Below are 23,132 nucleotides of genomic sequence, written 5' to 3'. Positions count from 1 at the left end.
ACACAAAAAAGCGCCAGCAGTCTAATGGATGGTGGCGCCTATGCGCCTATCTTTTGTTTCGACAGGTTTCCAGGCCTGGTCGCTGAATTGGCAGCGACAAGGAAAGGATAGCGGGGAGATGAACGCGTTCAAGGGAGCTTTTGAAGCGAAATATTTCAAGTGCGAACGCCATCAATCGGCATGGGTTCTATCCGGCTGCCAACCACCCATTCGGGCAGACTTCATCAAATATCCCTCACTGCGACGTCGACTCAGCGCATGCCACTCAAGGCCTGCATAAATGCCTCTGGGGTGGGGCTTTCATCCCAGGACGGGACACTTTCCGGCAGACTCAGCCAGGGCTGTTTGTGCTTGATCCAGATATGCGCCATCGGTGCCACTGCGGGACTGCTGTCGAGCGTCCCGACGCGCAAGACCCACATGCCCGGTGCTGCTGATGTGCTGTTGTAGATGCGCGTATGACAGGTGCCACACACGAAGTGGCGAGAGGTTTGCCCGTCTGACTCATAGGCGTACTCGACCAACGGGGCACTCACTTCGAGAGCGCCTTCGGGCAACAACGCATGCAAGGCAAAAGCACTGCCGCTCCAGGTCTGACAGTCACGGCAATGGCAGGCATAAATCGCCATTGGATCGTTCGTTGCCAAGGTGTACGTCACTGCGCTGCAACGGCATTGGCCAGCAAGTGCCATAAGGGAGTTCTCCTTTGCGCGCGATGGCGCGGGATGGGTTGCGATAAGCTGGGCAAAGCATGCCGCAGTGCCGGCACAAAGAAAATTATCCAAACCTGCCCAGCGGCTCATAGGAAATGTATGAACGCCCCTCAGTTACAGTGGGAAACCCAACGCGCCTTTCTGGCCGTGCTTCGAACCGGCAGCCTCTCCGGTGCGGCACGCTTGCTGGGGATCGCACAGGCCACGGCACGTCGGCGCATAGAAGCGCTGGAACGTAGCGTAGGGGTCAGTCTGTTTATCCGCTCCCCGTCAGGGCTGATGCCCACGGACACCGCCCGGGATCTGATCGGCCACGTCGAATCCATGGCACTGGCCGCCGAGGCTTTTGCTCGTGCCGCCTCCGCCGAGACCGCCGTGCCCGGCGGTACGGTACGCCTCACCAGCAGCACGCTGCTCGGCGTCGAGGTGCTGCCACCGATGTTGCGTGAAATTCGCCGCGACTACCCCCAATTGGCCGTTGAGTTGAGTGTGTCGAACCGTCTGGAAGCATTGGCACTGCAAGAGTCCGATGTCGCGGTGCGAATTCGACGCCCCACCGAAGCCTTCGTGGTAACGCGCTATGTCGGCGATCTGAACGTCGGCCTGTACGCCGCACCGGAGTTGCTGGAGCAGAGTGGCCCGCCGCTAAGTCCAGCGGAACTGAGCAACTATCCCTTGATCGGGCCGGACCGTAATCTGATGGAAATGGAGTTCCTGGGCCAGCAAGGCTTTGTCTGCACACCAGAGCACACGGCCATACGCACCGACGATCACCTCGCTCAGTTCGCATCCCTCAATGCCGGCCTTGGGATAGGCGTGTGTTCAAGCCAGTTGGCGCAGCATCACAACCTTGTCCGGGTGCTGCCTGACCAGGTCAACTTCAGCGTGGATATCTGGATCGCCATGCACCAGGACCTGCGGCGCGTGCAGCGGATCGCCATGGTATTCGATGCATTGGCACAATCGCTGGGCCAGTATCTTGCGCGGTAGCGACTGCATGTTTCGCGGACAGTGGATTAGGGAAAAGCGGGACAGATTTATTTTTGGCATCACGTCGTCCAGCATTCGTGATGAGGTAAAGGCGGGATTGCGACTAAAGGACAAAGCGAAGGGAATAGGCAATCAAATGGTGAGGGGCAATACTAAACCCGCCCCAACCGAAGTCGGGACGGGCCACCTCAACAACCCTTACCGCTGATTATCGAAATGATCCCGTAGAAACTCATACAAGCGATAAGCCCGCACTGCGTTTACTACGAGGCTCCAGGTACGTCGCAGAATCTTTGACATACTTTGGCCCCCCAAGGTGGGCCAAACCTCCAGCGTACTTACCGGAACACGTACACCTTCGAGTTTCGCGCTAACGATACTCTTTGAGGCGGCCGGGCTGGTGGCCCCCTGAATGAATCCGGCACGGGTACTAAACCGTGTCAGGGGGACCCGAATGCGCGCGCAGGGCCTGGCTACCTCGTAAAGTTCTTTTAGCGTGAGAGCGCCGACATCGTACCCGAACATCGGTCATTAAATGTTTCTATCGAGTTACTTTCTCATTAAACTTCAATCAAAATATTTCAGAACTAAGCCTGTCCTGTTTCAGCCAAATCACCGGATGCTGCAGCGTTGCACAACGTGATTAGCCTGAGTAATATAGGGCTGTCCACGCGAGAACTCTATGAGACAAGCAAATCGGTTTCATATCGTATTTGCGGAAGAAGCCGCCCTACTAAGGCGGTTTTTTTCGTCTTGCTTTTGAGTTACCAACGGGATGTACGGCCATGTGCGAAGCCTTGAGAGGGACACCGCAGCTCTGAGCTCAATACTTGTCGAGCCGTGGATATCACGCAAAGCATTGCACAATATGCTTGGCATCAGTAACATCAGTACGCGCTAACGATACTCTATGAGATGAGCAAACCGCTTTCATATTGGGTTTGCGGAAAAAACCGCCCTACTAAGGCGGTTTTTTTTCGCCTCGATTTTCTGAGCAAAAGGGCATCCCTCCCCTTCTGGGCCGTCCCCCTGCCCCACACTCATCTAGACTCAATGAGCAGTCGCAAAAAGAACCGCGCAAGTCGCTTTGGTGCAGATGAACCAAAGGCCGCATGGCAAGCTGTCCTTTATGCCCTGAAGAGGTGCGGCAAAGACCGCACCGGGCCCAACAAGATGCCCGCTCAGGGTGCCTGGCCAACGGCCTGAAAATGCCACGATACCGTGACGTGGTGTGAATGCCGCAGCCGACACTTTCGGACAACCGACGACCACCTGGTTTGTCCGTGACCGTGAGGAATGCTGTATGCCTGATGAGATGTTGTACCTGCCGATGGTCAACACCGTGCTGGAGCGCCACAAAGGCTCCCCCGGCGCACTGTTGCCCATCCTTCATGCCATTCAGGCGGGCGTCGGTTACATTCCCGATGCCGCCGTCCCCGAAATCGCCCACGCCCTCAACCTGAGCCAGGCCGAAGTGCGCGGGGTGATCAGCTTCTACCATGACTTCCGCACCGCGCCCCCCGCCCGGCATATCCTGCGCCTGTGCAGGGCCGAGTCCTGCCAGAGCCGCGGTGCCGAGCAACTCGCCGCGCAGTTGCGCGAACGCCTGCAACTGGACGACCACGGCAGCAGTGCCGACGGCAACATCAGCTTGCGTCCGGTCTATTGCCTAGGCGCCTGCGCCTGCTCGCCCGCACTCGAACTCGACGGCCAGGTGCACGCACGACTCAGCGCCGAGCGCCTGGATGCCCTGCTCGATGCCTGCCAGGAGGACGCATGATGCAGATCCTCTATCTACCCGCCGATTCCGTTGCCCGCGCCGTGGGTGCCAATGAGGTCGTCGTGGCCCTTGTCACCCAGGCCCGAGCACGCAATCTGCCGCTGGACCTGCAACGCACCAGCTCACGCGGCCTGTACTGGCTGGAACCGCTGCTGGAAATCGACAGCCCCCAAGGCCGCCTCGGCTTCGGCCCGCTGACAGTCGCCGATGTACCGTCCCTGCTTGATGCATTGCAAGGCGATCCATCCACACATCCCCTGGCCTTGGGCCCGGTGGAGCAGTTGCCTTATCTGAAGACCCAACAACGCTTGCTGTTCGCCCGCGCCGGCATTACTCGACCGCTGTCACTGGAAGATTACCTGGCCCACGGCGGCTTCGAAGGCTTGACCCAGGCCATCGCCCTGGGCGGTGAGCAGACCGCCACCGCCGTGTTCGACTCAGGCCTGCGTGGCCGTGGCGGCGCGGCCTTCCCCGCCGGGATCAAATGGCGCACGGTGCGCAGCGCCCAGGCGGCGCAGAAATACATTGTCTGCAACGCCGACGAAGGCGACTCCGGTACCTTCGCCGACCGTATGTTGATGGAAGGCGATCCCTTCCTGCTGATCGAAGGCATGACCATTGCCGGTCTCAGCGTCGGCGCCAACTACGGCTATATCTATGTGCGCTCGGAATATCCACAGGCTGTCGCCACACTGCGCGACGCACTGGACATCGCCCGCGCCGCCGGTTACCTCGGCGCCAATGTCAGCGGCAGCGGCCTGACCTTCGACCTGGAAGTACGCGTCGGTGCCGGCGCTTATATCTGCGGTGAGGAAACCGCGCTGCTGGACTCCCTCGAAGGCAAACGCGGGATCGTCCGCGCCAAGCCACCGATTCCCGCCCTGAAGGGCCTGTTCGGCCTGCCGACCCTGGTGCACAACGTGCTGACCCTGGCCTCGGTGCCGCTGATCCTGGCCAAGGGCGCGCGGTTCTACCGCGATTACGGCATGGGCCGTTCCCTGGGCACCATGCCTTTCCAACTGGCGGGCAATATTCGTCACGGCGGCCTGGTGGAACGGGCCTTTGGACTGACCCTGCGGGAACTGGTGGAGGATTACGGCGGCGGTACCGCCAGTGGCCGACCACTGAAGGCCGCTCAAGTGGGCGGCCCACTCGGCGCCTGGGTGCCCCCCAGCCAATTCGACACACCGCTGGATTACGAAGCCTTCGCCGCCATCGGTGCCATGCTCGGTCACGGCGGCGTGGTGGTAGCCGACGACAGCCTGGACATGGCCCACATGGCGCGCTTCGCCCTGCAGTTCTGCGCCGAGGAATCCTGCGGCAAATGCACCCCCTGCCGCATCGGTTCGACCCGTGGCGTGGAGGTGATCGACCGCCTGCTGGCCGCACCCGACCAGAACGGTCGCGATGCCCAGGCGATCATCCTCAAGGACCTGTGCGACACCCTGCAATACGGCTCGCTCTGCGCACTGGGCGGCATGACTTCCTACCCGGTGGCCAGCGCCCTCAAGTACTTCCCCGCCGACTTCGGTCTGCAGCCCTCGGAGGCCGACCAATGATCACGCTCTTCGACCCGAACACCGATATCGACCTCGGCACCCCGGCCCGCGACAGCCAGGTGCAGGTCACCCTGAACATCGACGGCCGCAGCATCAGCGTGCCCGAAGGCACCTCGGTGATGCGCGCCGCCGCGCTGCTGGGCACCACCATCCCCAAACTCTGTGCCACCGACAGCCTGGAAGCCTTCGGCTCCTGCCGCATGTGCCTGGTGGAGATCGACGGCATGCGCGGCTACCCGGCGTCCTGCACCACGCCGGTCAGCGAAGGCATGAGCGTGCACACCCAGACGCCGAAGCTCGCCACACTGCGCCGCAACGTCATGGAGCTGTACATCTCCGATCACCCTCTGGACTGCCTGACCTGCTCGGCCAACGGCAACTGCGAGCTGCAAACCGTCGCCGGCCAGGTCGGCCTGCGGGAAGTGCGCTACGGCTACGAAGGCGAAAACCATCTGGCCGACCAGAAGGACACTTCCAACCCCTACTTCGACTACGACCCGAGCAAGTGCATCGTCTGCAACCGCTGCGTGCGCGCCTGCGAAGAAACCCAGGGCACCTTTGCCCTGACCATTACCGGACGCGGTTTCGAATCCCGCGTTGCAGCCGCCGGTGGCGATAACTTCCTCGACTCGGAATGCGTGTCCTGTGGCGCCTGCGTGCAGGCCTGCCCGACCGCGACCCTGATGGAAAAAAGCGTGGTCGAACTGGGCCAGCCGGAACGCGCCGTGATCACCACCTGTGCCTATTGCGGCGTGGGCTGCTCGTTCCGCGCCGAGATGAAAGGCGACAAGCTGGTGCGCATGGTCCCTGACAAGAACGGCCAGGCCAACCACGGCCACTCCTGCGTCAAAGGGCGCTTTGCCTGGGGCTACGCCAGCCACCCGGATCGCATTACCAAGCCGATGATCCGCCAGAACATCAAAGACCCGTGGCAGGAAGTCAGCTGGGATGAAGCGGTGACCTACGCCGCCAGCGAATTCCGCCGGCTGCAGCAAAAATACGGCCGCGACTCCATTGGTGGCATCACCTCCAGCCGCTGCACCAACGAAGAAACCTATCTGGTGCAAAAGCTGGTGCGCGCCGCCTTCGGCAACAACAACGTCGACACCTGTGCACGGGTCTGCCACTCGCCCACCGGTTATGGCCTGAAACAAACCCTGGGCGAGTCCGCCGGCACCCAGAGCTTCGACTCGGTGATGCAGGCCGACGTGATCCTGGTGATGGGCGCCAACCCCAGCGACGCCCACCCGGTGTTCGCCTCCCAGCTCAAACGGCGCCTGCGTGAAGGTGCGCGACTGATCGTTATCGACCCGCGACGCATCGACCTGGTGGACGCGGTGCATGGCCGCGCCGACCTGCACCTGGCGCTGCGTCCGGGCACCAACGTCGCCATGCTCAATGCCCTGGCCCACGTTATCGTCACCGAAAACCTGCTCGACCAGGCCTTTATCGACGCCCGTTGCGAGGGCAACGATTTCGCCCGCTGGAGCGAGTTCGTCAGCCGCGCGGAAAACTCACCGGAAACCCTCGGCCCTATCTGCGGAGTCGCCGCTACCGACATCCGTGCCGCCGCCCGCCTGTATGCCGGCGGCCATAATGCGGCGATCTATTACGGTCTGGGCGTCACCGAGCACAGCCAGGGCAGCACGGCGGTCATGGGCATCGCCAACCTGGCCATGGCCACGGGCAACATTGGTCGCGAAGGCGTCGGCGTGAACCCGCTGCGTGGGCAGAACAACGTGCAGGGCTCCTGCGACATGGGTTCCTTCCCCCACGAGTTGCCCGGCTACCGGCACATCTCCAACGAGGTGGTACGAGCGCAGTTCGAACAGGCCTGGAACGTCACCCTGCAACCTGATCCGGGCCTGCGGATTCCCAATATGTTCGAAGCCGCCCTGGGTGGCAGCTTCAAGGGTTTGTATTGCCAGGGCGAAGATATCGCCCAGAGCGACCCGAATACCCAGCACGTCACCGCAGCGCTATCGGCCATGGAATGCGTGGTGGTACAGGACATTTTCCTCAACGAAACCGCCAAGTTCGCCCACGTGTTCCTGCCGGGCAGCTCGTTCCTGGAAAAGGACGGCACCTTCACCAATGCCGAGCGACGCATCTCCCGGGTGCGCAAGGTCATGGAACCCCTGGGCGGCAAGGCCGACTGGGAAGGCACGGTGGCCCTGGCCAACGCCCTGGGTTACCCCATGCACTACCAGCACCCGTCGGAAATCATGGATGAAATCGCCAGCCTGACACCGACCTTCACCAACGTCAGCTACGCCGAACTGGATCGCCACGGCAGCCTGCAATGGCCGTGTAACGCCGCTGCACCAGACGGCACGCCGACCATGCACATCGAGCAATTCGTGCGCGGCAAGGGGCGCTTCATGCTCACCGGCTACATACCCACCGAGGAAAAGGTCAACAACCGCTATCCCCTGCTGCTGACCACCGGGCGTATCCTCAGCCAGTACAACGTCGGTGCCCAGACCCGGCGCACCGACAACGTCGCCTGGCACGACGAAGACCGTCTGGAAATCCACCCGAGCGACGCCGAAAGCCGTGGCATCAACGAGGGTGACTGGGTCGGTATCGGCAGCCGCGCTGGGCAAACCGTACTGCGGGCGCGGGTCACCGAACGGGTCGCGGCGGGCGTGGTGTACACCACCTTCCACTTCCCTGAGTCGGGAGCAAACGTCATCACCACCGACAACTCCGACTGGGCCACCAACTGTCCGGAGTACAAGGTCACCGCTGTGGAAGTCAGCCGCGTCTACCACCCTTCCGAGTGGCAAAAACGCTACCAGGCGTTCAGTGATGAACAGCAACGGTTGCTGGATGAACGTCGCCATGAGCGCGTTGCCGGAAGCAAAGCCGAGGTACGCCGATGAGCACCGAGAACCTGATCAAGATGGCCAACCAGATCGCCCAGTACTTCGCCAGCGAACCGGATCAGCAACAGGCCGTGCTCGGCGTGCGTAATCATCTGCAGATGTTCTGGACGCCCGGCATGCGCAAGGAATTGCTGGCCTGGCAGACGGAACATCAAGGGGAAGACTTGCACCCACTGGCGCAGGCGGCGGTCAGTGGGGCCGGGTGGGAGGCCTAGGTTCAGACGACTGATTGGGATTGCTCCTTGGTCGGTGAAGACCGGTCGAGGGGCGTTTCAGTGCTTTTAAAACCGACGCTCTACGTTTCTGAAACAGGGCCTGGCAACGCACCATCGCACTCGCTTAATCAGTTTTCGGCCACTGCTGGGCACCGTGCAACAAACGGATAATCTCGATGCGCTTGAGGCGGGGCCTGAGTCGATAAACAACGACGAACGGGGTGCCGCCAATGACCAGTTCGCGCGTCTCCTCGATACGACCGAACCTCCCCATCTCAGGGTGATCGAGCAACTGGCCGACCTGATGCTCGATGCGATCACCCTGATCGATCGCAGCGCGAGGGTTGCGCTCGCCAATATAATCAAGCTGTACATCACGGTCGTGAATCGCACTGGGGAGCCAGCGGATAATCAAGAACCACCCTCCTTGATGCGTTTCGCCAACTCAGCTCGTTTCGCAGCCCAGCCTGATTGCGCCTCTTCATGGGACACCCACTGGGTGTTCGGATCATCCGCTTCGGCGAGCCCTTGCTGTACCTGCTCGCGAAACCATTTGTCGTGCTCGGCGGCCCCATGCGTGCGTTTCAGTGCCTCTGCCCGGTCTGGTCGGGTCCGGCTGGCGCTCCTGTCCTCGGGATTCCAAAGCGCAACATCGAAGGCGCCGACCACAAGGCCAAGCCCGAGCAGCAGGTTCAGGGCCTGGCCAGGATTGCCGAAACTGCGCGGCTCGCTGCTACGCGCCTTGGCCAATAGGGCAGCGTCTCCGCTCCGGGTTTCTACCTGAACGAAAAAAGCCCCGCCCAGGGCTTTCAAGGTGACACCGACAATGCCACCCGCAGCGGTGGTGGCCCGCAGTTGTTCCAACGTGAGAGTGTGCATGGCGATTGTCCTATAGCATCACGGTTAATTGTTATAAAAGTACACAAATAACAATTAACCTGCAATTTCCGCCCTACTTGCCTAACCGTTGGAGGCTGTAGGTAATCACTGGATTCTCCCACTTGGCGACTGACGAAACCCACCTTTAACGTAACTACTTAAGACTCCCCGCCAGAAACTGCTTCAACCGCTCGCTACGCGGCTGTTCAAACACACTGTCGGGAATGCCCTGCTCTTCGATCCGGCCCTGATGCAGAAAAACCACGTGGTTCGACACCTGCCTGGCAAAGGCCATTTCATGGGTGACCACCACCATCGTCCGGCCCTCTTCCGCCAACTGCTGCATGACCTTGAGCACTTCGCCCACCAGCTCCGGGTCCAGGGCCGAGGTCGGCTCGTCGAACAGCATCACCTGAGGTTCCATCGCCAGCGCACGGGCAATGGCGACACGCTGCTGCTGACCACCGGACAGATGGGCCGGGTATTGACCCTCGACCTTTTCCAGCAAGCCCACTTTCGCCAGGTAATGACGCGCCCGCTCCTGGGCTTCCTTGCGACCAATACCCAGCACGCTCATCGGGCATTCGATCAGATTCTCCAGCACCGTCATATGGCTCCACAGATTGAAATGCTGAAACACCATCGACAGCTGGCTACGTATCCGCTGCAACTGCCGGGGCTCGACCGCACACAAGTCGCCTGTTGAGTGCTTGCGTGTGAGCAGCTCCTCGGCATTGACAACGATGCGCCCCGCCGACGGCTGTTCAAGAAAGTTGATACAACGCAGGAAGGTGCTTTTCCCCGACCCCGAGGAGCCGATGATACTGATCACATCACCCGCCTTGGCCTTGAGCGAGACGCCCTTGAGGACTTCATGGCTGCCGTAGTTTTTATGGATATCTTCAACGATCAACTTATACATTCGAGCAAATCCGCTTGGAGTCAGTGCGTCCGGGGTTTGAGGTAGGCCAGCCAATGCAGTTCACCCCGTCGAAACAGCCAGATCAGGAAAAACGCGCTGCCGGCATACAGCAGCCCGGCAATGCCAAACGCGGTGAAGGAGGCGTAGGTCGCCGAATTGACGTCCCGGGCAATCTTCAGCAAATCGGGCACCGTGGCGGTGAACGCCACCGAGGTGGAATGCAGCATCAGAATCACTTCATTGCTGAACAGCGGCAGGGCCTGGCATAACGCCGAGGGCAGGACGATGCGCCGGTAAAGCATGAGCCGGCTCATCCCGTAGGCGCGGGCCGCCTCGATTTCACCGTAGGGAACAGCCCTGATGGCGCCAGCGAAAATTTCGGTCATGTAAGCGCAGGTATTGAGCCCGAACGCCAACACCGTGCAGTTGAAGCCGTCACGGAAAAACGCGTTGAGCAAATCCTGCGAGCGAACCACCTGCAAACTGTACACACCGGTGTAGAAGAACAGCAGTTGGATATACAACGGCGTACCGCGAAACACGTAGGTGTAAAACCAGACCGGCAGGCGCAGCAGCGGATTGCGGCTGACCCGGGCAATCGACAACGGCAACGCCAACAAAAAGCCCATCAGCACCGCCAGGATGAGCAACCACAAGGTCACGACCAACCCGGAAAAGTGCGGCCCGTCACGCCACAAATACGCCTGCCAGTAGTCACCGAGAATACCCGTCATAGCGCAGCCTTCCGGACACCGACCGAATAGCGCTGCTCAAGCCACATCAGCGCCCCGTTGGACACGGTGGTAATGGCGAGGTAGATCAGGCCACCGACCAGGGTGAAATAAAAGAACTGCAGCGAGCCCTTGCCCGCATCCTGCGTGGCCTTGACCACATCGGTCAGGCCGATAATCGAAACCAGGGCCGTGGACTTGATCAGCACCTGCCAGTTGTTGCCCATGCCCGGCAGCGCGTGACGCAGCATTTGCGGGAACAGCACCTTGCCAAAGGTGTTCCAGCGACTCATCCCATAAGCCCGCGCCGCTTCAAGCTGGCCAGCCGGAACGGCCTGGAAGGCAGCGCGAAACGTCTCGGTAAAGTAGGCGCCATAGATAAAGGACAGAGTGACGACACCGGCCAGAAACGGATCGATATCGACCTGGCCGACGCCCAACCAATCGGTCATCCGATTGAGCAGCATCTGCAGGCTGAAGAACAGCAACAGCATGATGACCAGATCCGGCATGCTGCGAATCGCCGTCGTATAAGCGCTGGCCAACGCTCGCAATAAGCGATTGGAAGATAACTTGGAACTGGCGCCGATCAGCCCGGCCAGAACGGCGATCAGCAGTGAGCAAAGCGCCAGTTTGAGTGTGGCCAGGGTGCCCAGCAGAATCTGCGGGCCAAAGCCTTCCAGAAGCATTTCACTCTCCTTGTTCTTATTCGGGTGAGGTGAAGGGGATGCGGTAACAGAGTGGCCCGCACGACCGCTCCGTTCAAAGTAGCGAGGGGTTATTTCGCGCCGTAGACGTCGAAATCGAAGTACTTTTTATTGATGCGCGCGTAAGTGCCATTAGCCAGAATCGTCGCCAGGGCTTTGTTCAAGTCTTCACGCAACTCGACATCGTTCTTGCGCAAGCCGATGCCATCGCCGACACCAAAAAAGGCCGGATCATCCAGGGTCGCACCGGCAAACTCATAGTCCATGCCCGCCGCAGTGCCGAGAAAACCGTAGCTGGCTTGAATGGCGCCCTGTAGCGAGGCATCGAGTCGGCCCACCACCAGGTCGGCATAGACCTGGTCCTGATTTTGATACGACAGCACCTCCACACCTTTCACCCCCCAAACGGCCTTGGCAAACGCCTCCTGGGTCGAGCCCTGTTCCACGCCAATGCGCTTGCCCTTGAGTGACTCAAGGGTCGGCAGCAGCCCCGATCCGCGCTTGACCACCAACCGGGCCGGCGCATTGGAGACCTTGTCGGTAAAGGCGATCTGCTCCTGGCGCTTGGGTGTCACGGTCATCGACGACGCCACCGCGTCGAACTTGCGCGCCAGCAGCGCCGGGATCATCCCGTCCCAGCTGCTTTCAACCCAGACACAGTGGGCCTTCAGCTCAGCACAGAGCGCTTCGGCGATATCGACCCCAAAGCCGGTCAGGGAGCCATCCTTGTTTTTGTACTCCAGCGGTGGGTACGTGGGATCGATGCCCAACTTCAAGGTTTTACCGGACCAGTCGGCCGCGCCGGCCAGACTGGAGGCCGTCAGGAAAGCCAGGGATACAGCCGCAATCATCTTGTTCATTGTTATTTTCCTCTTCAGACCACAGACGATTTTTTGTACAACTTGACGCCCGAAAGTGCGGCGTCTCAACTCAGGAAACCCTCGACCAATTTGACCCAGTAGCTCGCCCCGATCGGCAGGCAGGCATCATTGAAGTCGTAGCCGGGGTTGTGCAGCTGGCAGCCGCGCTCCCCCTCACCGTTGCCAATCACCAGATAACTGCCGGGGCACTTTTCCAGGATGAAGGCGAAGTCCTCACTCGCGGTGAAGGGCCGCAGGTCGTCGATCAGTTGCTCTTGGCCCAACCAGTCCAGGGCGACCTCGCGGGCGAACGCGGTCTGCTCGGGATGGTTGATCAATACGGGATGACAATGCTGATAGTCGATCTCGGCCCGGGCACCGAAGCTGGCGGCCTGACCATTCACCAGCTCGGTAATCCTGACTTCGAGCAAATGGCGAATCTCAGGCGTCAGCGCCCGCACGCTCAGACTCATCTGTGCACTGGACGGGATGACATTCGACGCGCTGCCGGCCTGCAGGGAGCCCACGGTGATAATTGCCATTTCTTGTGGATTGACGTTGCGCGAGACGATGCTCTGCAGCGCAATCACAATGGACGAGCAGACCAGCACCGGGTCTATCGCCTTGTGCGGCACCGCGCCATGGCCGCCGGTGCCGAGGATAGTGATCGTCACCGTGTCGGCTGACGCCATGAAAGGTCCACTGTAGAAGCCCAGATGCCCGACGGGATAACCCGGCACGTTATGCAGGGCAAAGATCGCGTCACAGGGAAAGCGTTCGAGCAGGCCTTCCTCAAGCATTTTCCGCGCACCGCCCAACCCTTCTTCGGCCGGTTGGAAGATCACTTGCAGCGTGCCGTTGAACGTCCGGGTGTCGGCCAGGTGCTTGGCCGCCGCCAATAAGGTTGCCGTATGACCGTCGTGACCGCAGGCATGCATGACTCCGTCGATCCGGCTGGCATAGGACAAGCCGCTGGTTTCCTGAATCGGCAGTGCATCCATGTCGGCACGCAAACCGATGGACCGACCCTCGCCATTTTTCAGCGTGCCGACGACGCCGGTCTTGCCGACACCCGTGCTCACCTGAAAACCCCACTGGATCAAACACTGAGCAACACGCTCGCTGGTGGCGAACTCTTCGAAGCCCAGCTCGGGATGCGCGTGAATGCTGTGACGCAACGCGATCATTTCATCTTGTATCGCTGTAATACCAGGCAGGACATGGCCGGCATCCATGGTGTACCCCTTCGACGAGATCTGAGCGGTTGATGGGGTGGATCTTAGGGAAGGGACCCTGGGCTGGGGAGACGCAGTTTGGTTATGATGACAACCATGAGTTGTCACCAGGGTGAGCGGATGAAGCTGCATCAATTACAGGCGCTGATTGCCAGTGCTGAAACCGGCAGCATCCGAGCGGCGGCGCGTTCGCTGGATATTTCCCAGGCCGCCGTGACCAAAGCCCTGCGCGAGCTTGAAACCAGCCAGCAGCTACCGCTTTTCACCCGAACGCCCAGCGGCCTGAGCTTTACCGAATACGGCAAGGTTTTGCTGACTCACGCTCGGCTGGTGATCAAACAGTTGGAGCACGCGCAAACCGAACTTGATCACCTGCGTGGCAAGGCTCAGGGGCGGCTATGTGTCGGGGTTACACCCTGGATCGCGCTGACTTTCTTGCCCGAAGTGGTGGTGGCCTTTCGTCAACAAATGCCGGAAATCCGTCTGGAGCTGTTTGAGAGCCTGATGGCGGTGGCACAGCCGCTGTTGCGCGATGGCAGCATGGACTTTGCGATTGGCCAGTTGCACCCGACGCAATCGGCCCAGGAGTTTGCCAGCGAAATCTTGCTGGATTACCAGACGTCGGTGCTGGTCCGCCAGGGCCATGCCCTACAAGGCGCGCGATCGATTCATCAACTGCTGGAGCAGGACTGGACGCTGAACTATGCACCGGACGGGCATGACGGGCTGATGCAGGAGTTGTTCTGGCAACACGGCGCGCAAATTGATGAGAAACGCATCGTTCGTGCCCATTCGCTGGCGATCTTGCAGATGATGGTCGAGCGGGCCGAGATGTGTACCTGGGGACCGTCCATTGTGAGCATGGCGCCGCCCTTTCTAGGCCGAGTGGTTTCCCTCGGGCTGGCGGAACAGTTCGAGCCGAGGCAACTGAGCATCGTGACACGCCGCAATGGCGCGCTGAGCAAACCGGCGCAGTGCTTTGCCGATTGCCTGTTACAGGTCATTCGGCGCCATGCGCGTTCGGCGAAGAAGGAAGATCGGCAGCTTTTTGAAACCTTACGGCTGAGACTGTAAGCCCCATTCGTATTTACTATCCAGAGCAGAGAGATCGTTCGTCCGACGATTCAGCTAGTGGTTGAAATGCACGCCTCTACAGGTATACATTCACATCATCCGTATACAGTGTATACATCGGCTGATGAGGGCTTAATCATGGCTTCCCCTGTGCTGTCATTTCGCGTCGACGAGGTGTTGGTTGAACAGCTCGATCAGCTGTCAGCGGCAACGGACCGTGACCGCCAATACCATCTCAAGCGCGCCTTGGCCCGTTACGTTGAGTCCGAGTCATGGCACATCAATGCAATTGCCGAAGGCATCGCAGACGCAGACGCCGGTAACCTGACAGATCTGAAAACCATCAAGGCCAAGTGGGTGAACCGTGCCAAACATCGCGTTGACGGACAAAGCGGACAGTGATTTAGAGGCCATTCATGAGCATTACGAATCACGCTTGGGTGCAGCCTGCGCCGATGACGTAGTCGCTCAGATTTTCGAGTCGCTGGAACAACTGGAAACCTTTACAGGATTGGGCAGACCCTCCCAACAGCCCGATGTCAGAGAATTGATTCTGTCCAAGTTCCCGTTCATAGCCCCTTATCGTGTAATTCATGGCGAAGTCCAGATCTTGCGTATCCTTCACCAACGCACGGAGCGCGCAGAAGACTGGTAACACAGCTGTGAAAGCCTCGCGTGCTCTCAAAGAACGATAAGGCGATAAGTCTGCCAACACTCACCACCCAAAGCAGGCCCCCTCCGAAAAATCAGCCCAAACGCTTACAATCGAGCCCCATTACCGCCCACCACACAGGCCAGTCAGACCATGGCGCTCGACCCTCCCACGATGCTAACCCTGTCGATCGCCCTCGCAGCCGCCGCCGCGCTGTATCTGGGGATCGAATGGCGCAGTATTCGTGAATCCTCGCTGCTGTTCTGGAGCGCAGGTTTTGCGACCATTACCGTCGGCTCGACACTCGCCTTGTTGCGCGCAAGCGGCTTTTTGCTGATCGGCATCTGGTTCGCCAACGGCCTCCTGGTGATGGCCCACTGGCTTTTCTTGCTGGGCGTCGCGCACTTCACGAAAAGGCGCCTGTCGCGTGCCTGGTACTTGATCCTCATCGTCTGGCTTGCACTGCTGTTACTGCCGGGCGAGTTGCCGTGGTCGAAGGTCATGCTGGCGGTCAATTCGCTGCTGGTGGCCTTGTTGACACTCAGGGCCAGTCTCCTACTGCGTCCCCATGGCAGGTCGTTGAGCGTGGGGGCGGTGCAGTTGCGCTATGTGCTGCTGATCCATGGAGTTTTCTATCTCATCAAGGCGCTATCGGTCATCGTCCCGGGCACCTTGATCGACCTTGCCGCGTTCCAGGGTGGGATCATTCAGATTTCGCTGGTCGAAGGCGTGATGGCAATCATGCTGATCGCACTCTCGATGACCGGTACCGAGCGCTACCAACGGGAGAAGCAGATAGCGCGGCTGGCCGAACGCGATCCCTTGACCGCACTGTACAACCGCCGGGCCCTCGAAGTGCGGGCCGCGCCTCTGCTGAATGAAGTCTCAAGCACCCGGTCGGGCGCCTTGCTGCTGATCGACATCGACAACTTCAAGCTGGTCAACGACCTGTACGGCCATACCGCCGGCGACCGACTGCTTATCGCCCTGAGCGGGATGATTCGTTCAACACTGCCCAAAGACGCACTGGCGGCACGGCTGGGCGGAGACGAATTCGTCATCCTGCTGAGCAACGCGTCAAGCGAACAAATCGTAGCGTTGGGTGACGCGCTCCGTGGCCAGTTTCACAAGGAGGCCTCGGAAACATTCACCACCCCTGAGGCGGTAACCCTGAGTATCGGGGCCAGCCTGTTCGACCAACCACCGGCCAGTCTGACGGCGTTGATCGAACAAGGCGACGCCGCGCTCTACGAGTCCAAACGCGGAGGGCGCAACAGCATCCGCCTGCTCGATCAGACCCTTGCGAGCCAAGAGCCGCTGCGGACATACTGAGGTCCTGCTCACCGCTGCTTTCGGCGACCACTCCTGTACGCCGCCGCCCTGTGATACGCAAAGACAAGGACGTTCCATGCCCCGCCTCGCCCTGCACGGCCAACTCTCCCTGCTCATTCTCGCGCTCAGTGGCCTGGTCCTGCCGGCTCACGCCGCCGACAAAGTTGAACGCCGCTGCGGCTGGTTTGAAAACCCGACCCCGGCGAACGCCACCCTCACCGACCGTGACGGCACTTGGGAAATCGCCAGTCAGGGGGGTTACCAGGCCGAAGGCGATTGGCCGCAGTTCAGCGATGCGCAATGGGTGCGTACCAACGGGAATTACGGCTACGGCTGTGGTTGCCTGAGCGCCAGCGCCAATCCCGAGACCCACCGCCTGAACAACCTCACCAAGGCCACCGCCCGGCCACTGGCGGCCTGTCGCAACGACAAGACCTTGCACGAGCCGGAGAATCCGCTCGCCTCAACGCCACCCGCAGCGCCGACCCCAGCCAAAGACATGAAGCCCTACCAGGCCGAAGGTTTCAGCTTCAACTACCCCAAGGCTTGGAAGGTCAGCAAGAACAAGGAATGTCTGAGCATCAATCAGCCAAAGACTCAGACCAACGAGGAATACACCCTCAACCTCTGCGTCCAGCACGGCACGCTGCAACAAGCCGCCGACAGCATGATCTTTTCCCAGGAAGACGGCGTCTGGATGCGCAGTGCCGGCATGGACTCACCCAGCCCCGTCGACCTCATCGAAGGCCCGGGCTGGAAAGGTATGCTGACGACCCAGACCTGTGGCGTCAGTGACGAAGAGACCGGCTTTCACGCCGCCGGAGGCACTTGCCTGATGGCCATCGTCTACAACGCCAAGACGCAGTTGCTGTTTGACACCGTGGGTTACTATCAGGACTTCGACACGATTGGCGCGATCATTCGCTCGGTTCGGTTTGACGAGAAGCCGTAAAGACTCAAAAAGTCGTGTTCAACGATCGTCAGAGTATTTCGTGTAACCCCGCCAAACTGAGGGACGCCCGGGCTCTTCACGCTCCGTCGCCTCATGGGACTCACGCAATTGCCGCTTCAATGTGCGCAGCGAAGGTGCGTAGAGAAAGCCGAACGACACGCTGTTCTTGCGCCCCTTCACCGCATGATGCAGCAGGTGCGCCTGATACAGCCGCTTCAGATAGGGATGACGCGGCCGTGGCCGAAACGGCCAGTAGCGGTGGACGACGCCGTCATGCACCACGACATAGATGATTCCAAACGCCGCCACCCCGGCACCGATCCACTGCAACGGGTCGTACCCGCTATTGCCCAGCACGATCAGGGTGATGGCTGCCGCCGCCAATATCAGCAGATAGACGTCGTTGGTCTCGAAGGCACCCAGGTGCTCCTCATGATGGGAACGGTGCAAAAACCAGCCCCAGCCGTGCATGACGTATTTATGCGCCAGGTAGCCGACCCCTTCCATGGCCATCAGGGTGCAGAGAAACAGGGCAACGTGGGTGATCATGGAACGCCGTGAGCTCGCAGATACGTCGGGAAAGGCGGCTGGGAATGTTTGAGCCGTGCTCAAGCATACCTCGATATCGAGAGGGTAAGGCACAGCCGCTACACAGACAGGGCATTCTTCAGTCGAACAGGAGCACCCGACATGCCCCTGCCCTTCAGCGCTGACACCGACCCGGACTCACTCAAGCCCAGGGATCAGTGACTCAGAACCAGCCGCGTTGACCGACGACATAAGTCTGCTCGAAGTCGTCTTCAGACTTGATCAGATAAATAATGAACTCAACAAAGGCGATGATACTGATAATGATCGATGGAATGCCGGCCAACAGCCAGCCGAACAGGAATATCAGCAGCATGATCACGCCTTGGCTTTTGTAGCCCAGGTAGAACTTGTGCACGCCAAAGCAGCCGAAGAAGAACGCCAGCAGGGCTGCCGGGATCTTCTTGGAGTTGCCGCTCGCCGCGGCGCCGTCGGCGAAGATGGCCTCGGCAAACGCACCATTGTTGGCGAAGTCGACGCGCGCGCCGGCCTTGGGCAATACCGCAGCTTTCCACTCGACCACATCGAAGGTGTAACGGTTGCCGTCATCACCGGAAATAATGCCGTTGCGGGTGTTGGTGTCGTAATTCAGGATCTTGCCTTTCATTTACAGCTCCTTGGGAAGAACAGGACAGGGGATGCGGGAGAGTGTCCAGGGGATTAAAGGCAGGGAAATCACTTTTGCCGGGCAACCTGCACCTGCGCGAACGCTCCATCGACAATCGTCGAGTAGAACTCGTCGACGTCAATCAATACGGTCGGGTGGTTTTTCAGGTTCGAGTAGTTGGACCGACAGGCCATCGCTCGTCCTTGAAAAGTGACTACCGGACAAGGCTGAAATAGATCAGCACGTCGTCAGCAGTTTCACTGCGTATTCCTTAACCGCTATGAAGGCCTGAGTCGCTGGCGCGTGGAGAGGGCCAGTAGCAGAGGGCTTTGGGCAGGAAAGCTACTATTTCGCTGGCGTGGCGTCTAGGGGGACACAGGAAGTTGCCCCCGATCCGATCGCAACGCCAGCGCAACACAGGATCAAACCAGCGACCGACCCGTCATCCGCGTCAGGATCGCCAGGGGATTGGACTGGGCGTCGTACTGCTTGTCGGCAGGTAAATGCAGCGTCTGCTCAAGCATGTACTGTCCGGACATGACTGCGTGCGGTACCTGGTCCGAGAAGCACACCCAGACCGAGCCGGCGGCGAACGGCATGGTCACCTGCTCGGCGGTTTCCTGATAGGTCTGGTCGCCTTTCATGCCGTCATGCAGTTGCAACATCAGATGGTCATATTCACTGCGATATGACTTGGTGATGCGCAAGGCCTTCAGCAGGCTGGCCTGCCAGGCCACATACGGCTTGGCCCGTGGCAGGAACTTCCTGGCCACCGTCTCGAAAGGCTCGCCGACACGCCACACACGCGGGACACCCTCGGGGTTGATGTTGCTGAACACCCGCAGAATGCGCTCGCCGTAGTTGGGACGCGAAGGAAAGGCGTCGACATGCAGGCGACGATCATCCGCGCGCCAGGACTGGGCACGGGTCTCGACCTGCATCGGACGGTAGCTGGTAGGCGCCAGGCGCAAAGCCCCCTGGTAGCGGGGCAGCAGCGAATACACCAGGGTCTGCGCCTGCTCACGGAAACGCCCGATCATCTCGGCCAGCGCCTGTTGCACGGCGGCATCGCCTTCCGCGCCCTTGAGCTGACTCTTGGCGTCGAGGCTGATGTTGCGAGCCTTCGGCGAGCGAATATCCGGACGGAGCAAAGACTTCTCTTCTTCCCGTAACTCAAACGCCAAACGGGGGAAGTACAGCACCTTGCCCGCTTCCAACGCAGCAATCCAGTCCGCGTTCGCCTCAGGCATCCGCCAATCGGCGGTGTCGATGCTTATGATCTGAGAGTCCATTTCTTCAGGGGGCCTCTTGAGGAATAGGCCTACAATGATGCGGCGATGCGGCCGAACTTTGCAATGTTTTGTTACCCACAGTGTCAATCGAACCGCTCTCAAGAAGGCTCAGCCAGACACCTCGCCCTCGGCTTTTGCACGCCGCTGCCTGACATCCCTGGCCGGTGGCACACCAAATAAACGGGCATATTCACGGCTGAACTGGGACGCGCTTTCATAGCCCACGTCAAAGGCTACACCTGCCGCGTCACCCGGCATTGCCAACAGGCGACGACGTGCTTCGTGGAGACGGATGCGCTTCTGGTACTGGATCGGGGTCATGGCCGTGATCGCCTTGAAATGTCGATGCAGGGCCGACGGACTCATGTCGGCGATCCGCGCCAAGTCTTCGACCCGAAACCCTTCCACATAGTGTTGGCGTATCCAGTTCAGTACCCGGCGCACCCGGGAAAGACGGCTGTCGGCCCGGGCAATCTGGCGCAGCATGTTCCCTTGGGGCCCCATCAACAGCCGGAACAGGATCTCGCGTTCCAACAACGGCGCCAGTACCGCTATTTCCTGCGGCCGTGCCATCAAGCGCAACATCCGGCCAAACGCATCGATCAGTTCGTTGTCGGCAACGTTGACGGCAAAACTGCGCCCCAGGCTCTTTTCACCGACAACGGGCATCTCCAGCAGCAACGACGCGATGACCTCGGCATCGAAGCCAAGGGCGACCGCCAGATACGGCAGTTGCGGGCTCGCATCGATGACCTCACCGCTGGCCGGTACTTCAGCCGAGGCGATGAAATAGCAACCCGCGCCGTACTCAAGGACCTGATCGCCGATCATCACGCGTTTCGCCCCCTGCAACACCAGGCAGATCATCGGATCATAGAGCCCCGGCAAACGGCCTGTCCGAGTCTCCCCCATCATGATCGACAGACGCGACATACCGGTTGCCGTCTGCTGCCCCCGGGCATGCTGGCGCACGAAATGTTTGAGCTCATCAAGTCGGTTATTCATGGTCGAAAACTCTCACTCACGGGCTCAAGCGTCAACCGCAGCGCCAGTAATAGGCAAGAACTGGACAGTAACCGGCACGCCCGCCCAAGCACCGGCAGTCACACTGGCGTCACTTACACAGGAGAAACCAGATGCTCAAGCAAACAGTATTGATCACCGGTGCCAACAAAAGCATCGGCCTTGAAACCGCAAGGCGTCTTGGCGAACTGGGTTACAGGATCTGGCTGGGCAGCCGCGATCCGCTGCGCGGCGAAGTCGCAGCCCAGGCGTTGCGTGAAAGAGGTTATGACATCCGCGTCCTGCAGATCGATGTCACCAGCGACGACAGTGTCAGGAACGCCGCCGAACGGGTGAAACAAGAAGACGGGCGGCTTGATGTGCTGATCAATAACGCCGGCATACTGGGCGATACCTCGGCACCCGGCACCATGCCGCTCAGTGCGATCCAGGAGGTCTACAACGTCAATGTGTTCGGTCCGATCCGCACGACGCAGGCCTTCCTGCCACTGCTCAGAGCCGCGCCCCACGCCAATATCGTCATGGTCAGCAGCGGCCTGGGCTCGTTCGGCTGGCTGAGCGACCCGAGCAACGAGTTCGCCGCCATCAATATCCTGGGCTACAACAGCTCGAAGTCGGCACTCAACGCAGTGATGCTGTCCTTTGCCAAAGAGCTGGCGGCCAGCGGAATCCGGGTCAACGCCGCCGATCCCGGCTATACCAAGACCGATTTCAACCAGCACAGTGGCTATCGTACGGTTGAACAGGCCGCCGAGGTCATTGTCCGGCTGGCAACGCTCGACCGAAATGGCCCCACCGCGGGCTACTTCGACGATCGAGGTGTCATTCCCTGGTAAGTTGCCGCCCCACTTGTAGTGAGGCGCCCCATCGCCTCATTCCTCTATCTGTTGGACCTCGATCCCCATCCGCCGATAAGCCTCGATGCTCTCCGACGGCACGAAGCGCTCGGTGATCATCGTCTGCAAGCGTGTACAAGGCGCCACCACAAACGGCTCCACCGCCCCGAGCTTGTCGACCGTGGTCACCGCCACCACGTGCGAGGCGCTATCGAGCATGGCCTGTTTCACGGCGACTTCTTCGTAATGCAGGGAGGTAATCCCTATTTCCGGGTGAATAGCACAGACGCCGGTAAACAGCAGGTCGGCCTTGACGCCCTGGATCAGCCGCACCGCTTCGTGCCCGCCAGAGGCCATGGTCGCCGGGTTGAGCTTGCCGCCCGCCACGATCACGGTGATGCCCGGATGCTCGGCCAGGGTCATGGCGATCATCGGCGAACAGGTGACTGCGGTGATCGACAGCCCGGACGGCAGCGACTGGGCGATCTGCAAGGTGGTGCTACCGGAGTCGAACAGCACGATCTGCCCCGATTCGACCCGACGCGCGGCCACTTTCGCCAGCTGGGTTTTCACTTCATTGGGTTCGGCGACCCGGGTGAAGTAGTCCTTGCCAGTGTCCTTGGGACGCGGCAACGCGCCGCCATGGACCCGCTGCAACAGGCCGGCCTGGGAGAGCTCGGCGAGGTCGCGGCGGATGGTGTCTTCCGACACCGCGAAATGCTGGCCCAACTCCGAGGCCATGACCTTGCCGTCCCGTTCGAGCAACAACAGGATCTTTTGCCGCCGCAGATGCGGCAGTTCCGAGATTTGATGACCGTTTTGCATGTTTATGCCTGAGCCTGCATGTTTATGCAGATTTATACGAGACTCCCAGGCGAAAGGCAACTCTGAGGCAAGGGCCCCTCAGGTAAAAAGCACCTCAAATACGGAAACCGCTGACCAACTGCTCCAGTCGGGCCGTCTGTTCCTCCAGGTCGGAACAGGCCTGGAGCGTGGCGTTGAGATTCTCCACCGCGTCCTTGTTCAAGGTATCGATCTGGGTGATGTCCATATTGATCGCCTCGACCACGGCGGTCTGCTCTTCGGTGGCGGCGGCCACCGACTGATTCATCCCGTCGATCTCACCGATACGCCGGGTGACCTGCCCCAGGCGCTCGCCGGCCTGGTTGGCGATGGCGACACTCTCTGCGCTGTACTGCTGACTCTCGGCCATGGTCCGCACCGCCTGACGGGAGCCGACTTGCAGCTCCTCGATCATGCCGTGGATTTGCTGGGCCGAGGCCTGGGTGCGTCCGGC

At 60.2% G+C, this 23,132-nt stretch carries 26 protein-coding genes (1 of these 26 cut by a window edge); 11 read left to right on the top strand and 15 right to left on the bottom strand.

The features are described 5' to 3' along the window. Window positions 1–251 precede the first annotated feature (251 nt). Window positions 252–692, bottom strand: coding sequence for a GFA family protein (locus HX866_RS18800; RefSeq protein ID WP_177140223.1), 441 nt, complete (start codon window positions 690–692; stop codon window positions 252–254). A 120-nt stretch (window positions 693–812) separates the two neighbouring features. On the opposite strand from HX866_RS18800, the gene HX866_RS18795 reads away from it, so the two are divergent. From HX866_RS18795 to HX866_RS18775, 5 genes are all read left to right on the top strand, one after another. Beyond that, window positions 813–1,703 carry a LysR family transcriptional regulator gene (locus HX866_RS18795; RefSeq protein ID WP_177140222.1) on the top strand — a complete coding sequence of 297 codons (891 nt, stop codon included), beginning with the start codon at window positions 813–815 and terminating at the stop codon, window positions 1,701–1,703. A gap of 1,303 nt (window positions 1,704–3,006) precedes the next feature. Continuing rightward, on the top strand, window positions 3,007–3,483 hold the full coding sequence (locus tag HX866_RS18790; RefSeq protein WP_177140221.1) for a formate dehydrogenase subunit gamma: 477 nt from the start codon (window positions 3,007–3,009) through the stop codon (window positions 3,481–3,483). Continuing rightward, entirely contained in the window at window positions 3,483–5,042 is a 1,560-nt protein-coding gene (locus HX866_RS18785) for a formate dehydrogenase beta subunit (RefSeq protein WP_371319270.1), read from the top strand. The genes HX866_RS18790 and HX866_RS18785 overlap by 1 nt, the downstream gene beginning before the upstream one ends. Beyond that, entirely contained in the window at window positions 5,039–7,927 is a 2,889-nt protein-coding gene (gene fdhF, locus HX866_RS18780) for a formate dehydrogenase subunit alpha (protein ID WP_177140219.1), read from the top strand. The genes HX866_RS18785 and fdhF overlap by 4 nt, the downstream gene beginning before the upstream one ends. Further along, on the top strand, window positions 7,924–8,145 hold the full coding sequence (locus tag HX866_RS18775) for a formate dehydrogenase subunit delta (RefSeq protein WP_177096365.1): 222 nt from the start codon (window positions 7,924–7,926) through the stop codon (window positions 8,143–8,145). The genes fdhF and HX866_RS18775 overlap by 4 nt, the downstream gene beginning before the upstream one ends. A gap of 124 nt (window positions 8,146–8,269) precedes the next feature. On the opposite strand, the gene HX866_RS18770 is transcribed toward HX866_RS18775, so the two are convergent. From HX866_RS18770 to HX866_RS18740, 7 genes are all read right to left on the bottom strand, one after another. After that, complete coding sequence (locus HX866_RS18770) at window positions 8,270–8,560, bottom strand: type II toxin-antitoxin system RelE/ParE family toxin (RefSeq protein ID WP_177123941.1); 291 nt, start codon at window positions 8,558–8,560, stop codon at window positions 8,270–8,272. Next, window positions 8,557–9,024 (bottom strand): hypothetical protein, encoded by a 468-nt coding sequence (locus HX866_RS18765; protein WP_177123940.1) that lies wholly within the window; start codon window positions 9,022–9,024, stop codon window positions 8,557–8,559. Before HX866_RS18765 ends, HX866_RS18770 begins: the two co-directional genes overlap by 4 nt. 154 nt (window positions 9,025–9,178) lie before the next feature. Then, window positions 9,179–9,946 carry an ABC transporter ATP-binding protein gene (locus tag HX866_RS18760; RefSeq protein WP_177123939.1) on the bottom strand — a complete coding sequence of 256 codons (768 nt, stop codon included), beginning with the start codon at window positions 9,944–9,946 and terminating at the stop codon, window positions 9,179–9,181. Between the two features lie 20 nt (window positions 9,947–9,966). Then, window positions 9,967–10,680, bottom strand: a complete 714-nt coding sequence (locus tag HX866_RS18755; RefSeq protein WP_177140218.1) for an ABC transporter permease — start codon at window positions 10,678–10,680, stop codon at window positions 9,967–9,969. Next, entirely contained in the window at window positions 10,677–11,366 is a 690-nt protein-coding gene (locus tag HX866_RS18750) for an ABC transporter permease (RefSeq protein ID WP_177123937.1), read from the bottom strand. Before HX866_RS18750 ends, HX866_RS18755 begins: the two co-directional genes overlap by 4 nt. An 89-nt stretch (window positions 11,367–11,455) precedes the next feature. Continuing rightward, window positions 11,456–12,244, bottom strand: a complete 789-nt coding sequence (locus HX866_RS18745) for an ABC transporter substrate-binding protein (protein ID WP_177123936.1) — start codon at window positions 12,242–12,244, stop codon at window positions 11,456–11,458. 65 nt (window positions 12,245–12,309) lie between these two features. Further along, window positions 12,310–13,479 carry a M20 aminoacylase family protein gene (locus HX866_RS18740; protein WP_177123935.1) on the bottom strand — a complete coding sequence of 390 codons (1,170 nt, stop codon included), beginning with the start codon at window positions 13,477–13,479 and terminating at the stop codon, window positions 12,310–12,312. Between the two features lie 84 nt (window positions 13,480–13,563). On the opposite strand from HX866_RS18740, the gene HX866_RS18735 reads away from it, so the two are divergent. The 5 genes from HX866_RS18735 (at window position 13,564) to HX866_RS18715 (ending at window position 17,489) form a co-directional block, all read left to right on the top strand. Next, complete coding sequence (locus HX866_RS18735; RefSeq protein ID WP_177123934.1) at window positions 13,564–14,553, top strand: LysR family transcriptional regulator; 990 nt, start codon at window positions 13,564–13,566, stop codon at window positions 14,551–14,553. A gap of 138 nt (window positions 14,554–14,691) precedes the next feature. Continuing rightward, window positions 14,692–14,955, top strand: a complete 264-nt coding sequence (locus HX866_RS18730; protein ID WP_177096363.1) for a CopG family ribbon-helix-helix protein — start codon at window positions 14,692–14,694, stop codon at window positions 14,953–14,955. Beyond that, window positions 14,918–15,208, top strand: coding sequence for a type II toxin-antitoxin system RelE/ParE family toxin (locus HX866_RS18725; RefSeq protein ID WP_177096361.1), 291 nt, complete (start codon window positions 14,918–14,920; stop codon window positions 15,206–15,208). Before HX866_RS18730 ends, HX866_RS18725 begins: the two co-directional genes overlap by 38 nt. 150 nt (window positions 15,209–15,358) lie before the next feature. Then, window positions 15,359–16,537: a GGDEF domain-containing protein gene (locus HX866_RS18720; protein ID WP_177096359.1), complete on the top strand. Its 1,179-nt coding sequence runs from the start codon at window positions 15,359–15,361 to the stop codon at window positions 16,535–16,537. A 76-nt stretch (window positions 16,538–16,613) separates the two neighbouring features. Then, window positions 16,614–17,489 (top strand): DUF4087 domain-containing protein, encoded by an 876-nt coding sequence (locus HX866_RS18715; RefSeq protein ID WP_177096357.1) that lies wholly within the window; start codon window positions 16,614–16,616, stop codon window positions 17,487–17,489. An 18-nt stretch (window positions 17,490–17,507) separates the two neighbouring features. On the opposite strand, the gene HX866_RS18710 is transcribed toward HX866_RS18715, so the two are convergent. From HX866_RS18710 to HX866_RS18695, 5 genes are all read right to left on the bottom strand, one after another. Continuing rightward, a complete protein-coding gene (locus tag HX866_RS18710; protein WP_218179718.1) occupies window positions 17,508–18,038 on the bottom strand; it encodes a sterol desaturase family protein in 531 nt (176 codons plus the stop codon). Window positions 18,039–18,240: 202 nt separating this feature from the next. After that, window positions 18,241–18,684, bottom strand: coding sequence for a TM2 domain-containing protein (locus HX866_RS18705; protein WP_177096355.1), 444 nt, complete (start codon window positions 18,682–18,684; stop codon window positions 18,241–18,243). Window positions 18,685–18,752: 68 nt separating this feature from the next. Continuing rightward, complete coding sequence (locus HX866_RS34390) at window positions 18,753–18,878, bottom strand: hypothetical protein (RefSeq protein ID WP_256344948.1); 126 nt, start codon at window positions 18,876–18,878, stop codon at window positions 18,753–18,755. Window positions 18,879–19,106: 228 nt separating this feature from the next. Next, window positions 19,107–19,976: a Kdo hydroxylase family protein gene (locus tag HX866_RS18700; RefSeq protein WP_177096353.1), complete on the bottom strand. Its 870-nt coding sequence runs from the start codon at window positions 19,974–19,976 to the stop codon at window positions 19,107–19,109. Window positions 19,977–20,084: 108 nt separating this feature from the next. After that, on the bottom strand, window positions 20,085–20,981 hold the full coding sequence (locus HX866_RS18695; RefSeq protein WP_177140217.1) for an AraC family transcriptional regulator: 897 nt from the start codon (window positions 20,979–20,981) through the stop codon (window positions 20,085–20,087). 131 nt (window positions 20,982–21,112) lie between these two features. Here HX866_RS18695 and HX866_RS18690 point away from each other — a divergent pair, with 131 nt between their 5' ends. Beyond that, window positions 21,113–21,835 carry an SDR family oxidoreductase gene (locus HX866_RS18690; RefSeq protein ID WP_177123931.1) on the top strand — a complete coding sequence of 241 codons (723 nt, stop codon included), beginning with the start codon at window positions 21,113–21,115 and terminating at the stop codon, window positions 21,833–21,835. 36 nt (window positions 21,836–21,871) lie between these two features. Here the strand turns inward: HX866_RS18690 and HX866_RS18685 are convergent, their stop codons facing one another. Both HX866_RS18685 and HX866_RS18680 read right to left on the bottom strand, forming a co-directional pair. Further along, window positions 21,872–22,660, bottom strand: coding sequence for a DeoR/GlpR family DNA-binding transcription regulator (locus HX866_RS18685; RefSeq protein WP_177096347.1), 789 nt, complete (start codon window positions 22,658–22,660; stop codon window positions 21,872–21,874). A 94-nt stretch (window positions 22,661–22,754) separates the two neighbouring features. Beyond that, on the bottom strand, window positions 22,755–23,132 hold the final stretch of the coding sequence (locus HX866_RS18680; protein WP_177140216.1) for a methyl-accepting chemotaxis protein. It continues 1,497 nt past the right edge of the window; the window shows 378 of its 1,875 coding nt (coding positions 1,498–1,875); the start codon falls outside the window, past its right edge — the gene reads right to left on this strand; the stop codon is at window positions 22,755–22,757.

Origin of the sequence: Pseudomonas gingeri, from assembly GCF_013386165.1 — a bacterium.
GTDB lineage: Bacteria > Pseudomonadota > Gammaproteobacteria > Pseudomonadales > Pseudomonadaceae > Aquipseudomonas > Aquipseudomonas gingeri_C.
Note: the sequence above shows the minus strand (reverse complement) of the source record. Positions and strands in the feature narration are given on the sequence as shown.